This window comes from Microbulbifer maximicatervae (SeqCode) (genome assembly GCF_052467695.1).
Genome location: NZ_CP174320.1, coordinates 1,465,813 through 1,482,160, shown reverse-complemented (window position 1 = coordinate 1,482,160; position 16,348 = coordinate 1,465,813). Strand labels below are relative to the sequence as shown.

Genomic DNA, 16,348 nt, shown 5'->3' with positions numbered 1-16,348 from the left:
TATGGAAGCAAACATCTTAAAGACTTCCCTGCGGAGATTGAATTCTGAATCCACCCCAGCCGCTTATCACAGCTGACAATATCGCCCTTCAAGTGGGCGGCAGGCAGTTACTTAAAGATATTACAGTCGAATTGTCCCAGGGGGAGATTGTCACCTTAATAGGCCCTAATGGAGCCGGCAAAACCACTCTCCTTCGCCTTCTGCTGGGGCTCAGCCAGCCGACCCAGGGCCGCGTGTGGCGACAAACTGGGTTGCGTATTGGCTATATGCCCCAACGGCTTCATATCGATAGCTCAATGCCCATGTCAGTTGAACGCTTCTTGCAGCTTGGCCAACCGGCCATGAAGCCCGAGCAAGCGCAGTCGGCATTGGACAGGGTGGGCGCAGGGCAGCTTAGAGGCGCCTCTCTGGCAAATCTATCCGGTGGAGAAATGCAGCGGGTCTTACTCGCCCGTGCCGCATCGCGCAAACCTCAGCTGCTTGTCCTGGATGAACCCACGCAGGGAGTCGATATCGGTGGTCAAAGTGAGTTGTACCAGTTAATTGCCACTCTGCGCGACGAGCTCGGCTGCGGTGTGTTACTGGTTTCCCACGACCTTCATTTAGTTATGGCTGCAACCGACCGGGTCCTTTGTTTGAACCAGCATATCTGCTGTCACGGACATCCGGAGCAAGTAAGTCGCCACCCTGCCTATCTGGAATTATTTGGGGACAAGGTCGCCCCCTATACCCATCAACATAACCACCAACATAAATTAAGTGGAGATATTGCGCCCGCAAGCAGCTGCAATCATCAACACACTCACACAAATACAAAAAACAAAGAGCAAAAATAAGTGGTCGATTTCGGCGAATTACTGCATAGCCAATTTCTCTGGTACGCCCTCGCCGCCGGCCTTATGGTCGCTGTTGTCAGCGGTCCTTTGGGCTGCTTCGCCGTGTGGAGACGCATGGCCTATTTCGGCGACACCCTGGCTCACTCAGCCCTTCTCGGAGTGACGCTGGGTTTTGTACTTCAAATTATGCCAACGGTGGCCGTCGGTATTACTTGCTGTGTACTGGCACTGCTGCTGATGTATTTACAGCAGCGCCAAAAGCTCGCTGTAGATACGCTGCTGGGCATATTGTCCCACTCCATGCTGGCACTGGGGATTGTCACCGTCAGCTTCTTCAAGATTAAGGTGGATCTCTTATCTCTGTTGCTGGGAGATTTACTCGCAGTCAGTGGCCAGGATCTGGTACTAATGGCCATTGCCGCCGCCACAATCCTGGGACTGCTTTATTTCCTGTGGGAACAGTTACTGGCTTTCACCCTGCACGAGGAATTGGCTTCAGTGGAAGGTGTCCCTATCGAGCGATTGCGAATCGCTCTGATGTTGATGCTGGCAATACTGATTGCGATCGCAATGAAAGTTGTCGGGGTTCTGTTAATTACCGCCCTGCTGATTATTCCCGCAGCTACCGCGCGAAAACTGTCGCACACTCCAGAGCGTATGGCGGTGCTGGCCTCATTGCTGGGATGCTTAGCGGTAGTACTCGGTCTTCTTGCCTCTATCCTGTGGAATACACCGGCGGGCCCGTCCATTGTTCTGGCCGCAGCACTGTTCTTTCTCACTTCACAAGTGCGAACCAGCTGAAGGTAGCCCGCAGGTTAATCTCATCCTAATTTCTTATTTTATTTCGTTATTTGTCGCAAATTGTCGCTTAAATCTACCTATTGGTGAGATGCCCGTCACCGTTTATCGCAATAAGCTGATGGTTAGCCGCTAGCTAATTGTGTCAGTTTTCCGTCGTTGCTAGTGTTGCCCGACGACCAGCCGTATTAGGCCGGTCACCAATAATGACAAAAAAATGGACTCACAACGATATGGAAAAGTTCTCTCTTCGTCGCAAGGTATTAACTACAGCCATAGTGGCGGCAACCGCTGCCACTAGCCCACAAACACTCTTTGCCGCCGAGGATCAGGCGATGGAAGAAGTTGCAGTTGTGGGTTCCCGTATTAGTCGAAACGCTGAATTTGAAACAGCTACCCCGATCCAGGTAATGGATCGCGATGCCATCGAAAAGTCCGGTTACACCAATCTGCAGCAACTTTTTGAGAAAAACCCCGCCGCAGGTAATGGCACCTTCTCAACCCGGGGTAACAACCAGGACTCTACCGCAAACGGGGCTGCCGCTGTGAGCCTGCGCGGTATGGGTGCCGACGCCACTCTAGTATTGGTAAATGGTCGCCGGGTGGCTATCAGCGCATTTGCCGAGAGCATTACTACCAACTTTGTGGATATCAACAGTGTGCCCCTTGCGGCGATTGAGCGGGTCGAAGTCCTAAAGGATGGCGCCTCCGCAATTTACGGTTCCGATGCCGTTGCTGGTGTAGTCAATCTGGTATTGCGTAGAGACTTTGAAGGTACTGAGGTATCCGTAGATTACGGCGGTGCCGATGGCTATGACGAGCAATCCATGTCCGCCGTCTGGGGCATCAATGGGGATGACTCAAACCTGACTGTTATTTTTGACCACCATAAAAACAGCCGCCTATCCAGCACCGAACGCAGTGGTTTGGATACCGCTAACCAATCCAGCCGTGGCGGTATGGACTTCCGCTCCTCCAGGGGCTATCCCGGTAGCTTCAATGTGGGCGGTACCTTTGTTTCCGACCCCAACTGTCCCGAAGAGCGCGATACCGGTGAAGTCTGTGTCTATGATTACGGCCCCTGGACTTTGATCACACCCGAAGCCGAACGCACTGGCCTATTAATGCTTGGCCATACCCAGTTGGCCGAAGGCGTGGAGTTCTTTAGCGAGGTCGCTGTTCAGCACAATACCTCCGTAGCCCAGGGTGCACCCACCCCCCTCGATGGCGACGCGGGTCTCTATGTACTGGCAGATCATCCCAATAACCCATTCGGCGAAGATGTGGATATTTACCGCTATCGCACCGTGGATGCAGGCGCCCGCCAGTGGGATATCGAAACCGATAACTTGCGCGGTGTCTTCGGCCTGCGCGGCTCTGTCGCTGACTGGGACTGGGAGGCTTCTGTGCAGCGCTCCCGCAGTGAAACAACCCAGACCGGTGACCGCTCCCAGGGCTGGGTGCGTACGGACCTGTTACAAGAGCAGATTAATGCCGGTAACTACAATCCGTTTGGCGGGGTTCAAAATCCGGACTCGGTCATTGATGCCATCACCACCAGCCTGGTCCGCCAAGGCAAGTCTGACCTGACCAGCTATAACTTCTCAGTTAATGGAGATTTAGTCGATACCGCCAGTGGCACCATTGCCATGGCTGCAGGCTTGGAATATCGGGAGGAGAAAGCCTCCGACATCCCTGATGACCAGTTCCAGCGCGGTTTGATCTTCGGTACCGAATCCGTATCCGCCAGTGCCAGCCGGGATATCTCCTCAGCTTATGTGGAAGTTGCTATCCCCCTCCCTGCCAGGTTCGATCTAACTGTGGCCGCCCGTTACGATGATTACAGCGACTTTGGCAGCACCACCAATCCAATGGCAAATCTGCTGTGGACAGTAACCGACCAGCTATCCTTCCGAACCTCTTGGGGTACCGGCTTCCGCGCGCCGTCACTGGCACAGGTCGGCTTAGGCCCGTCACAAGAATCCTTATTCTTCGCTGATACCTATGGCTGTGAAGTTAACGATGCCTACTGTGCAAAGACCGACTACACCATTGTCTTCTCCGGCAACCCGGATCTGGATGCGGAAGAGTCAGAATCCTTTAACATCGGCGCTGTTTACGAGCCCATAGAAGACCTGCGACTGTCCCTGGATTATTGGAATATCACCCAGGAAGGTAAGATTGACGAGGTCCCCTTCGGCTATATCTACAGTCTCTATTGCTGGGATCAAGACAGCACCGTGTGCCGCCGCGATACCCCGATTGATGGTGAAACTCTTGGCGCTCTGCAATCTATCGACAGCAGCTTCACCAATATTGGTGAACAGGAAGTGTCGGGCGTTGACCTAAGTATTGTCTACAGCGGATTTGAGCTAGTGGGCGGAGAGCTTGGCCTGCGCCTGGATTACTCTTACCTGGCAGAATTTGAGCGTGTTGAACTGAATTCCAGCGGCGACGCATTTATCACCCGCGATCTGGCCGGTGAATACGAGTATCCACAACACCGTTGGAACGCTACCGCTGACTGGACCTTTGACACCTTCGGATTTAGTGCCGGGCTCAGCTACATTGGTGAGTTCGAGGATACTCCGGATATCGATTTCGACGGGACACTCGACTATGACAGCAATAACTCCCGCACCGTAGACTCTTTCCTGACCATGAATATGCAGGCCCGTTATACCGGCTTCGAGAATATGGTGTTGAGCCTGGGTGCGGATAATGTCTTCGATGAAGAACCGCCCTTCGCTATCGGGGATGGCGACGGAGACCTCTATGGTTATGTACAGTCACAACACGATCCCCGTGGTCGCTTTATCTACGGCAAGATGACTTATAGCTTCTAAGTTTTTTGTAAACCATAAAAATTACAAAGGGGAAGTATCAGGCTTCCCCTTTGTATTTCCTAACTAAGAGTAGTTAAGGACGACAATCATTTTTCTACGCCATTCTTCCGCACTCTTATTGCTGCCGACTCCAGAGAAATACGCTGTTTAGTCAATTCTTTTCCTGCTTTTCGAAACTCACGAATGCCCAGTAGAATTCCTATTAACTCAAAAAGCGAGACTGCCACCCCAATGACTAAAAGATAAATTTCTGGCACAACTATCTCCTGCGAGCTAGCAAAGCCGTCACTTTGAAATAGATACCCAGTGTCAGAATAGAGGGAACCCAAAGTGCGGTAAAAATGCCTTGCTCCTTATAACCGCTAAACCACAAACTTGCAGATAATATCAAAGAGATTAATACTGCCAGTAAGATAAAGAAATCTGATACTTTGAGCACACACCATATCCTCTAATCTTCATCAAATTCCCAGAATCCAATTGCCGCCATCAGCAAACCAAAAACTGTAATACCAGCTGGAATCCGCATCCACAATACGCCAAAAATATCTAACATTGAGGGAATAAATGAAAGAAAGCCTAAAATTCCCCACAGAAAGAATACACCGGCAATCGACAATCCAGTCCAACCCACTATCAATCGTACTTTCTTAGATCGAAAATAACCGGCCAAAAGTAATTTCTGCATTAATAATACAAAACAAACGGGCTTTGCCCGTTTGAACATTATTAACAGAATAGTGCAGCCTCAGCTGGTTAGAGGAGTGTGAGTCTCATCCTTTATTGCGCTTGGCGTAATCTTCATTAGCTTGCCAAACTCTAACTAAATTTCCGCCTAGAATTTTTTTAATGTCCTGCTTGCTATACCCACGCTTTAGCAGGCCTTCAACCAAATTAGGATATTGAGAGACGTCTTTTAAGCCGACGGGCAAGCTATCTCCGACACCGTCAAAATCCGATCCAATGCCTATATGATCCACTCCCACTAAATCACGAATATGGTCGAAATGATCAAGAACATCTTCCAAATCTGCATAAATGAACTTCTCAGCTGAAAGCTTATCGGAGTACTCCTCAACTTCCTTACTATCTTTGGGTAAACCCTTTTCTTTAGCAAATTTCTCAACCTGATCAGTTATTTCACGATATGAATTCAGTGATTCACCACTAATAAAAGTAGAGCCAAAATTCACCATGATAATGCCGCCATTGTCAGCCAACGCATTTATCATTTCATCATTCATATTTCGTTCAAATCCCGGGGTAAAATGCCTTGCCGAAGAGTGTGAAGCGATAATAGGAACAGCAGATAAATCAACAACTTGCCAAAAAGCTGCATCTGATACGTGGGAAATATCGATCATTACTCCCATCCGATTCATCTCTCGTACCAAGCGCTTTCCGAATGCACTCAAGCCTTCCCAGGGCCTGTTTTTATCATACGAGGAATCAGAGATATGATTGCTCTTTGAGTGGGCTAAGGTAATGTACCTCACCCCTCTATCAGAGAAATACTTTAAATTGGCAAGATCCCCCTCAATAGGAGCCCCGTTCTCTATACCCAAAGGTAAGGAAATTAAGCCGGCATCGACTTGCTTTTGTAGATCATTTATTGACTTAGGTATTGCAAACTTATCCGGGTGCTGTTTGACCATTGCTTCCACTTTATCAATCAAAGTATCTGCATACGATTTGGCAATACCCTCATCCTCCTTTTCTGCTGGGACATAAATAGACATAAAGGGGGCATTTAGTCCACCTGCTTTAGCTCGTGGGTAATCAAAGTCTCCCTTATCCGTGCTAAGTCCAACATCTTCTTCAGCTTGTTCGAGACGATAGGGAACATCTACATGTCCATCAACAATCAAATACTCTTGAACAAGCTCTTGAGCCAGACTTTTACCTTCAACTGCAAATACAGGGTTGCAAGTTAGTGCACATAATGTCCCAACTAAAAAATAATTTTTCAAATGACAATCTCCCTATTTATATGAATAAATCTAGAAAATTTACCGTATATGGTGTTCATCTAGAACCACATTTCTTAAATACATTACTTTGATTTGTTAATCTACAAAGATTAAATCGTTGTCTTTCTTATAACTGCAGATTGGCTGAATCTTAGGGGTAACAATAAAACAATGATCCAAAGCAGATGATATATGGCCTAGCCGGGTAACGGGTAAGGCAACAAGAGCATATGCATAAGATTTACCCCCCAATGCGTCATTACGCATATCCAAAAATTCTGCCGCAATGTCCAAATCAATGCATAACTGATTGAGGCGACTATCAATAATAGAACTGCGGAGATATCTGTTGACCACCCTCCATGTAGAAGCACAAACACCGTAGCTACAACTGGTACGGATAACCAGCGCCAGCGCCCTAATAGTTCTTCGGTACCCCGTTGTAATATCCACCGGAAGAACCCCTCTTCAGAAATGCAAACAATTACCAAGTTTATCATTACCGCAACGGCGATAGTGCCAGTAAATTTTATCGAAGGCGTATATAGGAGTAGACCCAATACAACGGGAGTAAATATAGCCAATAAAAGATAGGGTAAGTCCGTAAAACGGAAGGTCTGCTTCATGCGCAACATAAAAGCCAATAAGGCAATAGCAATAACTGCTTTACCGCTGTTTATGCTGGCATAGATAAGATTACCACTTGCATCTGTATAGGCTGGCAATACCTGGATATGTTCACTACCGGGAAGCAAATTTAACCCCGATACCAGCATTAAAACTGCTACAGAAAGAAAAGACAGCGCTCTCGGCCAACTGCTAGTAGACTCTATTGCTCGCAGGAAAATCCAGATTAAAGGGGCTATAAGCCCACTCCAGCCAAAAGGAATTATACAAAGTGATAGCAAGATAGGTGCAGCCCAAGGACTCACCATACCAGATGGTGTCTGATCTCCTCTTTTCCTTAAGGCAGCAACTTCATTTTGCATCGATTGACCCAGAATTAATATATTATTTGATAACAATAGCTCATGCGATTCCTTCACTATCCATTAAAGGTCGCTCGTATTGAACGATAGGTCAACTTCATTTTTGCAGGATCTAAAGGTGCCTTAAAAAAAGCGTGATAATGCCCTCTAGGATTAATTAATACAACTTGAGACCCATGATCGATAGTATAACCGCCCTCAGCAAGAGAAACTTTATTAAAAGGTACATTTAGCTGAGTGGCAAATTTCTTCAGCTTAAAAAAATCACCGGTAATACCACGGAATTCAGAATTAAAATAACGGACATACTGCCCTAACTGCTCCGGCTTGTCCCTGCTTGGGTCAACCGATACGAGTACTACGTCTGTAGATGCTCTGGTACTTTCGTCTAAAGTTTTATAAAAATTATTAAGTGTAGATAGAGTTGTTGGACAGATATCTGGACAGTGGGTAAACCCAAAAAATACCAAAGTCCACTTACCTTGAAAGTCTTTGGTATAGAAATCTCTACTGTCATCAGACAATAATTGTATATCTTCTATGATTCTTGGTCTCTGCAGTTTTACAGTGCCGTTAATTCTAAGTTCCTCATCAGTAATAATACGAGGCTGTCCGAGCTTATGTATAAATCCTGCAAGCACAGTAAGAATCAATACTAAAAGAACAATAACCGTAATTCTAATTCCACGTTTCTGTTTATCGATGGCAGAATATTTATTTTCCACTTTTCCCTCACACCTCAATTAAATAATGATCTAATAGCATGATAAAAAATAGTGCCATTAAATAAATTATTGAATATTTGAAAGTCTCCATACCAGCATTGGGGGTTTTTCCAATGAGCATTACAAAGCTCCAATAAACAAAACCAAATCCAAGTACGACAGCTCCCAGAAAATATAACCACCCAAACATCGCGGTGGCAAAGGGCAATAGGCTAACGGCCAGTAAAATAAAGGTATACAAAACTATATTTAGGTTTGTATAGGGTATTCCATGTGTAACCGGCAACATGGGAACATCAGCTTTTGCATACTCTTCTTTTCTATGTACGGCAAGGGCCCAAAAGTGTGGAGGAGTCCAAGCAAAAATAATCAATACTAACAACAATGCATGCCCATGCACTTCCCCAGTAACCGCAGTCCATCCCAGTAGGGGCGGAGCGGCTCCTGCAAGCCCGCCAATAACAATGTTTTGTGGTGTGGCGCGTTTCAGGAACATGGTGTAAATCACCGCATATCCGAGAAGAGATATTAAGGTTAGCCAAGCGGTAAGGGCATTTACAAAAATCAACAAGATAAACATTCCTGTCACACCCAAGATAAGAGCAAAAGCAACCGCTTTAACTGGCTCAACCCGTCCTTTCGCAATCGGGCGATTACTGGTACGAGCCATTTTTGTATCAATATGACGATCAACTAAATGATTTACTGCCGCAGCACTACCCGCACAAAATGCAATTCCCAAATTACCAAATACTAAAATATCTAGCGGCACCATTCCTGGAACAGCTAAAAACATTCCAATAACAGAAGTTAACAGCATAAGCATAACTACTCGAGGCTTAGTAAGCTCATAGTAGTCCCGCCATTGAATTTGATGTATTCCCGTGGAGTTTATGGCCATATTCTCACCTATTTTTATATTTATATACGCTTAGTATCTAATTAAGATTGGATACGGTAGTTAAACCTTCTCCCCGCTCTATTACTTCCACATCGACTACCTCTTGTTTACTTATAATGACGGCATTCATTGTGTATATTCGATAACAAAAAGTTAGCAAACTAAGAAGTAGAAGAGCTGCACCAGCATTGTGTGCCACAGCAATCCCTAATGGTAGAGACATAACAACATTTGCTATTCCCAAGCTGACTTGAAGAAGTAGTACTCCGGTAAGCCATAATGACCAACCTCTCAATCCATATCTCCAAGCTAAAACTGAAAGAATAAGTACAATTGCTGTTGTAATCAGTGCTCCAATACGATGGGCAAGATGTATGGCTGTACGTGCATCATTCTCTAATGCACCACCTAAATAATTTGGGCCAATTTGTTGAAAAATATTAAAGCCTTCCACAAAGTTTGCCTGTGGCCACCATTGGTTATGACAAGTTGGAAAATCTGGACAAGCTAAAGCTGCGTAATTAGAGCTGGTCCAACCGCCGAGTCCAATCTGTAGAATTACTATTGCAACTGCAGTCAGAGCAAGTAGCCGTAATCGCCTTATTCCTGGTAAATACCTCCCATGTAATTGTCTAGGTTTATCAGCCAACCTTTCACAGAGAATCCACAACATAGATAATGTTGCCATTCCACCTAATAGATGAGCAGTAACTACCTGCGGCCAAAGCTTCAAGGTTACCGTCCACATCCCAAAAGCAGCTTGCAGTATAATAATAATTAAAAGAATATGTGTTTGCTTAAAGGTTGGAGCTTGTCGATCTCTCCAAGCAAGATAAGTGAGTAATACAACGAATAAAAGTAAAGTTCCCGCAAAGTATCGATGGACCATTTCCGGCCAAGTTTTACTAACATCTACCGGAGAGTCCGGAAAAATCATATTGGCCGTTTTAATTTCTTTTATATCGTTCGGCCAGGTGAAATGGCCATAACAACCAGGCCAGTCTGGACATCCCAAACCGGCATCCACCAGTCTAGTAAATGCACCTAGAACAACAACTACGACAGCTAGTATACAGGCCGCCCAGGTAATGATATGTCGCCAATTCTTAGGGGTTTCTTGTTTAGACATTACTGAAAATCTCCGAATACTAATCTTATTGCTCGTAGGAGTACTTCAATAATCTTTTAATATCTTTAAGTAATTGGTTTCCGCTATGATGCCGATCATAGGCCATCATTGCATAACCCTCCTGATCAACCAGCAACGCCTTGGTTGAAGTCACACTGTCATGATTAGTTTTCTGTACCAATTGATTAAAGTTTTCATCATCCAAATTAACTATTTTTAGTTTTGGATGCTCAATTTGTATTTGTTCTTGTCGTTTTTCATCCAAACTATCACCAACCACGAGTAGCCTCTCAACCCTATGAGCTTTTTCCCCCAGCCGAATATGAACCTGCCTACTTATATACAAAAGATCTTCACAATCTTTACCACAATCACTGTCACTTAATATTAGATAGCGCCATTTTGATTCTCCCTCTTGTGCCAGGGACTGCTGTTGTCCTTGAAAGGTGATTTTTATTTCAGTGATATCAAATGGGGGCTGTAATAATTCACCTTGATTAATCGTCTCTTTAGGCATGCCCAAGCCCGTATAGTAAACGATATAGGCAGCCGTAATTGGGAGTACGACGGATGCTAGCACTGAGAATCCTTGAATGAGCTTATTCCCTGGCTTCCTTTTACTCAGATCTCTTTCAGATGAAACTGGCTGACTATTTGATTTCATTTTGAAACTCCTTTTTCAAACTTCTACTCAACCTACGACGTAATCTAAAAACAATATTTGTGGCTGAATAACCCCATAAAAGCCAGACGGCTATTGCCATCGTGAACCACTGGAAAGCATACGCTTGGTGTTTTTCTGGGCCACTATTGAAAAAATTCCAATCAGTAATTAAAGCTGCACCTGAATCCGCAAACAAACGGATCGACCATCTATTGTTGACTAAACCGATAGCCTCAATGAAATTTGAATTTATTTGTTGAATTCTATTTTTAAAAACCGGGTCTATACTAACATTCGAGTAGGATTCAGTATCGATAGGGTATAAGTAGCCCTGAAGTGATTTCACATCAAGTAAAGCTGTTACTTCAGGTAAGCTATCTCGGTCGCCAGCAGAGGGAATCCAACCTCTATTGATAAGCCAATCAGTATTTTCTGTTGAAAATACTTGTAGTACTTCATAGCCCACACGACCGTTTCTGGTCCGGTTATCCAGAAAATATATTTCCTTCTGGAAAACTCCCTCTAAAGTTACAGACGCATACTCTTGATAAGAACTTAGATTTGAAATTTCCTGCGGTTGAAGAGAGAGCCTACTCTCTACCCTTTGCATAAGTTCGATTTTCTGCTTTGCCCTATCAAGCTGCCACAATCCCAAAAAAATAAAAAGGATGAATGCACCCAGAGAAAATATCGTGATGGGCCAATTGCGAATCAGTGGTAAACTGATATCTTTCGCAGAAGCTGATGGAATATCTACTATCATGCGCAACTACATAAATAATGGAAAATAATAAAATGTGGCTGAAGATTGTTATTGTTGTCTTATTCCTTTCCGTACTTGCCAGTCTTTCAAGTGCACTTTTTTTTCTGCTTAGAGATATGGGAACACCTCAATCCAAGCGCACACTCTACGCATTAGGTATTAGAATACTCCTAGCGTCACTCTTACTTCTTGCCATTTGGTACGGCTTTGAAAGTGGCATTTTGGCAAAAACGGCACCTTGGGCTGATAAATATTAAGAAAATAAAGGCTTTCTATTAATACGATAGAAAGCCTTGCCCACATTAAGCACCTAGAACATATACAAATATAAACAGCCCGACCCAAACTACATCGACAAAATGCCAATACCAACTTGCCGCTTCAAAGCCAAAGTGATCATCAGGTCTAAAATGATTGGCTATCACAGACCTTAACAACATGATCAACAACATAATTGTACCGAGTGTGACATGGGCACCATGAAATCCGGTCAGCATAAAGAATGTTGTACCATAGATTCCTGACTCAAGTGTTAACCCCAAGTGTTGATAGGCTTCATAGTATTCTTTACCTTGTAGAAAAATAAACGCCCCACCCAATGCCACAGTGATTGCCAGCAATATATTGAAATTTTTTCTTTGATTCTTTTTCAGGAAAACATGTGCGAAGTGTACAGTTACACTGGAGGTGAGAAGTATGATGGTGTTCCATAGTGGTAAGTGCCATGGGTCTATCACATCTTTAGGCCCCATAAATTTCGCCGTTTCTCCGTTTGCTGCGGCGTCAGGAGTCACATATAAGGGCCAGCTACTTTCGAATCCCTCCCAAAGCATATTGGAAATTCCACGATCACCTTCACCACCTAGCCAGGGAACTGTGAAATTGCGTATGTAATAAAGTGCTCCAAAGAATGCAGCAAAAAACATCACCTCAGAAAATATAAACCAGCCCATCCCCCAAACATATGATCTCTTTAACTGTTCGCTGTTGAGCCCTGCCATATTCTCCTTGATTACGGCAGCAAACCAAAACCACAAAACTGCGGCCATCGCTAACGCACCGGTGAAAAAAATGTAAGAGCTTCCTCCATTAATCCAATTTGCTGCGCCGAACGCTATTAGGAATAGACCTATCGTTGCAAAAATTGGCAGCCTGGATTGTTCGGGCACGTAATAACTGCTTTCACTAGCCATAATTTTTATCCCTCTCGCTCGGGGTCGATATCATTCTTATCGGTTTTATTGGCAAACCTTTCCGTTACATCAAACAACGTATAGGAAAGCGTTACAGTATTAACACTTGCGGGAAGATCTGGATCCACAATAAAACGTAGTGGTAATTCTGCAGTCTCTCCCGCTTTTAATTCTTGCTGGTTGAAGCAAAAACACTCTGTTTTATGAAAGTACTCAGCAGCTTTGAAAGGAACCATACTGGGAATTGCCTGACCAACCATATCCCTAGATGTCTTATTTTCTGCAATAAAAACAGTATCTTTAATTTCTCCAGGGTGTACTTTCAAAGACATCACACTCGGGCGAAATTCCCATGGCATATTTTCATTATTGTTTGCCACAAATTGCACTGTGACCAGCCTATTTTTATCAACCGCAGCTGGCACAGCTTCATAACGACCACCGGTTTTACCATTGAGTCCTGTGATTTCACAGAAGACATCGTAGATAGGCGGCATAATGAAAATTGCAAATACCAGCATGCTGGTCGCCACGGCCAGCAGCTTGATAGTTACCTTTGCATTTGCTCCAACGTTCATAGGTCAACGTACAACCGGTGGCGTACTAAACGTGTGATATGGGGCAGGGGAAGCAACCGTCCATTCCAGTCCCTCAGGATCATCCCAAACCTGATCGGATGCTTTTTTCCCGCCCATTACAGTTCGTACCACATTAAACAAAAATACTATTTGTGCAGCGCCAAACAGGAAGGCACCGATACTGGATATTTGATTGAAATCCGCAAATTGCAGTGCGTAATCAGGTATCCGACGTGGCATGCCGGCCAGGCCAACAAAGTGCATTGGGAAGAAAGTTACATTGAGACCAATAAATGCCAGCCAGAAATGTACCTTGCCCATGACTTCGCTATACATATGACCAGTCCATTTGGGCAACCAATAGTAAACGCCAGCAGTAATTGAGAAGATTGCACCAGGAACCAGCACATAGTGGAAATGGGCAACCACAAAGTACGTATCGTGATATTGGAAGTCTGCAGGCGCAATCGCTAGCATCAGACCGGAGAATCCACCGATGGCGAAAAGAATGATGAATGCAATTGCAAAAAGCATCGGGGTTTCAAACGTCATGGATCCCCGGAACATAGTGGAAACCCAGTTAAAGATTTTCACTCCTGTAGGTACAGCGATCAGCATTGTGGCATACATAAAGAACAGCTCACCAGCAATCGGCATTCCCACAGTAAACATATGGTGCGCCCATACGATAAAGCTCAGGAATGCAATTGCTGCGGTGGCATATACCATGGAGCTGTATCCAAAAAGAGGCTTACGAGCGAAGGTGGGGATAATTGCAGAGATAATGCCAAAGGCCGGCAAAATCATGATGTAAACTTCCGGGTGTCCGAAGAACCAGAACACATGCTGGAATAAAACCGGATCACCGCCACCGGCTGCACTGAAGAAACTTGTGCCAAAATGAATGTCCATCAACATCATAGTCACTACTCCGGCTAACACTGGCATTACAGCAATCAAAAGGTAAGCAGTGATCAGCCAGGTCCATACAAACAACGGCATTTTCATCAAGGTCATACCAGGAGCACGCATATTCAAAATGGTAGCGATAATGTTGATCGCACCCATGATGGACGAGGCACCCATAATATGAATGGCAAAAATGAAGAAGGTTACGCTGGGTGGCGCATATTCCGTTGAAAGTGGTGCATAAAATGTCCAACCGAAATTAGGCGCTCCCCCTTCCATAAATAAGGTCGATGCCAACATTGCGAAAGCAAAGGGCAAAATCCAAAAACTCCAGTTATTCATTCTTGGCAGTGCCATATCTGGCGCACCAATCATCATTGGTATCATCCAATTAGCCAACCCCACAAAAGCCGGCATTACGGCACCAAATACCATGATCAGACCATGCATAGTGGTCATTTGATTGAAAAATTCCGGCTGTACAATTTGCAAACCGGGCTCGAATAATTCAGCGCGTATAACCAATGCCATACATCCGCCGAGCAGGAACATCGCAAAACTAAACCACAAATACATAGAGCCTATATCTTTGTGGTTGGTCGTATAGAGCCAACGCTTTATACCGGGCTGAGGACCATGTGCCATTCTTAAATTCCTCCGGGCGCTTACTGCTTATTCTTAAAGTTGAGGATATCTACGGGTTGGACGGTATCACCCATCTCATTGCCGAAAGCGTTTCGCTGGTAAGTAATTACCGCAGCCAGATCCACTTCTGATAGCTGCTCACCAAAAGCCTGCATTGCGGGGTTTACCGTAGAACCATCGATAACGATATCTAAGTGGCCATTGAGGGGACCGGTAGCAATTTTTGAGCCAGCAATTGCCGGGAATACTCCGGGTACTCCCTGCCCGTTCGGCTGGTGGCAGGCGGCACATGTGCGTGTATAGACTTTTTCACCCTGAGCAAAAAGCTCTTCGAAGGTAAATGTCTTCGCTGTAAGTTCACGCATTTTTATGGCTTCTGCTGCACGAGAACTCAACCAGGCATCGTATTCAGCCTGTGGTACTGCTTTCACAACAATAGGCATAAATCCATGGTCTTTTCCGCACAATTCAGCACACTGCCCGCGATATATTCCCGGCTCCTCAATACGCGTCCAGGCATCATTGATAAAACCGGGGATAGCATCTTTTTTAACGGCTAGATCTGGGACCCACCACGCATGTATCACATCATTGGCAGTAATCAGGAAGCGGATTTTTTTCTTGATAGGAACAACCAGGGGCTCATCGACTTCTAGGAGGTAGTTAGCACCCTTAGGCTGGAGGTTATCAATTTGAGCTTTGGGAGTGGACAAGCTGGAAAAGAATGAAACATCAGTGCCCCGATATTCATATTTCCACTTCCACTGATAACCGGTGATTACGATATTGAGATCTTCTTCCTCAGTATCGTAAATATCATAGAGCGTTTTGGTGGCCGGTATCGCCATCAGAATCAGGATAACGGTGGGAATAATAGTCCACACCAATTCCACAACCGTGCTCTCATGAAATTGGGCCGCTTGGTATCCCTTACTTTTGCGGTGACGCCACATGCTGTAGAACATGATGCTGAACACCAATGCCCCTATAGCCACACAAATCCAAAAGATCAGCATGTGTAACTCGTAGGTGGTCTGGGCGACTTCTGTCACCCCCTGGGGCATATTAACCCCCCAGCGCTCAACGTCCTGCTCATTCGCTAACACCGCTTGTGCAGATAGCGAAGTAGCCAGCAAGGCGAACAGCCGATCAAAGCCTTTCAACATCGCCTACAGATCTCCGTGGTTGCGGGTCTCTCAGGGAAACCCGTAATTTTTATTTTGGCCACTGGCCTTCACGGATAAGCGAATTTTACCTGTATCAACTGCCTAACAGGATTAATTCCACACAAAATTTGTGGACATACTGTAGTAACACAAGACTACATACACTGGGCGAGGAGACCACCTCGCGTTACTGCCGTCAGTGCAACTTGTTATTCTTAGTAAAAGATTTTTTACTC

At 45.1% G+C, this 16,348-nt stretch carries 17 protein-coding genes; 4 read left to right on the top strand and 13 right to left on the bottom strand.

Annotated features, from left to right (window positions below; all coding sequences use genetic code 11):
• Positions 1-44 precede the first annotated feature (44 nt).
• The 3 genes from znuC (at position 45) to ACJJI8_RS06410 (ending at position 4,480) form a co-directional block, all read left to right on the top strand.
• Positions 45-836 carry a zinc ABC transporter ATP-binding protein ZnuC gene (znuC, locus tag ACJJI8_RS06420; RefSeq protein WP_413665908.1) on the top strand — a complete coding sequence of 264 codons (792 nt, stop codon included), beginning with the start codon at positions 45-47 and terminating at the stop codon, positions 834-836.
• A complete protein-coding gene (locus ACJJI8_RS06415; RefSeq protein ID WP_444934564.1) occupies positions 837-1,637 on the top strand; it encodes an iron chelate uptake ABC transporter family permease subunit in 801 nt (266 codons plus the stop codon).
• Between the two features lie 203 nt (positions 1,638-1,840).
• A complete protein-coding gene (locus ACJJI8_RS06410; protein ID WP_444915085.1) occupies positions 1,841-4,480 on the top strand; it encodes a TonB-dependent receptor in 2,640 nt (879 codons plus the stop codon).
• A gap of 86 nt (positions 4,481-4,566) precedes the next feature.
• Here the strand turns inward: ACJJI8_RS06410 and ACJJI8_RS06405 are convergent, their stop codons facing one another.
• The 9 genes from ACJJI8_RS06405 to ACJJI8_RS06365 form a co-directional block, all read right to left on the bottom strand.
• Entirely contained in the window at positions 4,567-4,737 is a 171-nt protein-coding gene (locus ACJJI8_RS06405; RefSeq protein ID WP_444915086.1) for a hypothetical protein, read from the bottom strand.
• A gap of 194 nt (positions 4,738-4,931) precedes the next feature.
• Positions 4,932-5,168 (bottom strand): hypothetical protein, encoded by a 237-nt coding sequence (locus tag ACJJI8_RS06400; protein WP_444915087.1) that lies wholly within the window; start codon positions 5,166-5,168, stop codon positions 4,932-4,934.
• 85 nt (positions 5,169-5,253) lie between these two features.
• Positions 5,254-6,450 (bottom strand): dipeptidase, encoded by a 1,197-nt coding sequence (locus tag ACJJI8_RS06395; RefSeq protein ID WP_444915088.1) that lies wholly within the window; start codon positions 6,448-6,450, stop codon positions 5,254-5,256.
• Positions 6,451-6,647: 197 nt separating this feature from the next.
• Positions 6,648-7,439: a CPBP family intramembrane glutamic endopeptidase gene (locus ACJJI8_RS06390; RefSeq protein ID WP_444934563.1), complete on the bottom strand. Its 792-nt coding sequence runs from the start codon at positions 7,437-7,439 to the stop codon at positions 6,648-6,650.
• Between the two features lie 56 nt (positions 7,440-7,495).
• Positions 7,496-8,164, bottom strand: coding sequence for an SCO family protein (locus ACJJI8_RS06385; RefSeq protein WP_444934562.1), 669 nt, complete (start codon positions 8,162-8,164; stop codon positions 7,496-7,498).
• Positions 8,165-8,171: 7 nt separating this feature from the next.
• Positions 8,172-9,065 carry a heme o synthase gene (gene cyoE, locus ACJJI8_RS06380; RefSeq protein ID WP_444934561.1) on the bottom strand — a complete coding sequence of 298 codons (894 nt, stop codon included), beginning with the start codon at positions 9,063-9,065 and terminating at the stop codon, positions 8,172-8,174.
• A 37-nt stretch (positions 9,066-9,102) separates the two neighbouring features.
• On the bottom strand, positions 9,103-10,194 hold the full coding sequence (locus tag ACJJI8_RS06375; protein ID WP_444934560.1) for a COX15/CtaA family protein: 1,092 nt from the start codon (positions 10,192-10,194) through the stop codon (positions 9,103-9,105).
• 25 nt (positions 10,195-10,219) lie between these two features.
• Positions 10,220-10,858: a redox-active disulfide-containing membrane protein gene (locus ACJJI8_RS06370; RefSeq protein ID WP_444934559.1), complete on the bottom strand. Its 639-nt coding sequence runs from the start codon at positions 10,856-10,858 to the stop codon at positions 10,220-10,222.
• The gene (locus tag ACJJI8_RS06365) at positions 10,845-11,621 is read right to left on the bottom strand and encodes an SURF1 family protein (RefSeq protein ID WP_444934558.1); all 777 of its coding nucleotides are present in this window, start codon (positions 11,619-11,621) and stop codon (positions 10,845-10,847) included. The genes ACJJI8_RS06370 and ACJJI8_RS06365 overlap by 14 nt, the downstream gene beginning before the upstream one ends.
• A gap of 32 nt (positions 11,622-11,653) precedes the next feature.
• Here ACJJI8_RS06365 and ACJJI8_RS06360 point away from each other — a divergent pair, with 32 nt between their 5' ends.
• A complete protein-coding gene (locus ACJJI8_RS06360) occupies positions 11,654-11,878 on the top strand; it encodes a DUF2909 domain-containing protein (RefSeq protein ID WP_413663912.1) in 225 nt (74 codons plus the stop codon).
• Between the two features lie 45 nt (positions 11,879-11,923).
• Here the strand turns inward: ACJJI8_RS06360 and ACJJI8_RS06355 are convergent, their stop codons facing one another.
• Genes ACJJI8_RS06355 through coxB form a run of 4 tightly spaced genes read right to left on the bottom strand, consistent with a single transcriptional unit; the run spans position 11,924 to position 16,112 of the window.
• Positions 11,924-12,814, bottom strand: coding sequence for a cytochrome c oxidase subunit 3 (locus ACJJI8_RS06355; protein ID WP_282930522.1), 891 nt, complete (start codon positions 12,812-12,814; stop codon positions 11,924-11,926).
• A 5-nt stretch (positions 12,815-12,819) separates the two neighbouring features.
• On the bottom strand, positions 12,820-13,392 hold the full coding sequence (locus tag ACJJI8_RS06350; RefSeq protein ID WP_444934557.1) for a cytochrome c oxidase assembly protein: 573 nt from the start codon (positions 13,390-13,392) through the stop codon (positions 12,820-12,822).
• A 3-nt stretch (positions 13,393-13,395) separates the two neighbouring features.
• Positions 13,396-14,946, bottom strand: coding sequence for a cytochrome c oxidase subunit I (gene ctaD, locus ACJJI8_RS06345; protein WP_282930524.1), 1,551 nt, complete (start codon positions 14,944-14,946; stop codon positions 13,396-13,398).
• A 20-nt stretch (positions 14,947-14,966) separates the two neighbouring features.
• The gene (coxB, locus tag ACJJI8_RS06340) at positions 14,967-16,112 is read right to left on the bottom strand and encodes a cytochrome c oxidase subunit II (RefSeq protein ID WP_413663910.1); all 1,146 of its coding nucleotides are present in this window, start codon (positions 16,110-16,112) and stop codon (positions 14,967-14,969) included.
• Positions 16,113-16,348: the final 236 nt, after the last annotated feature.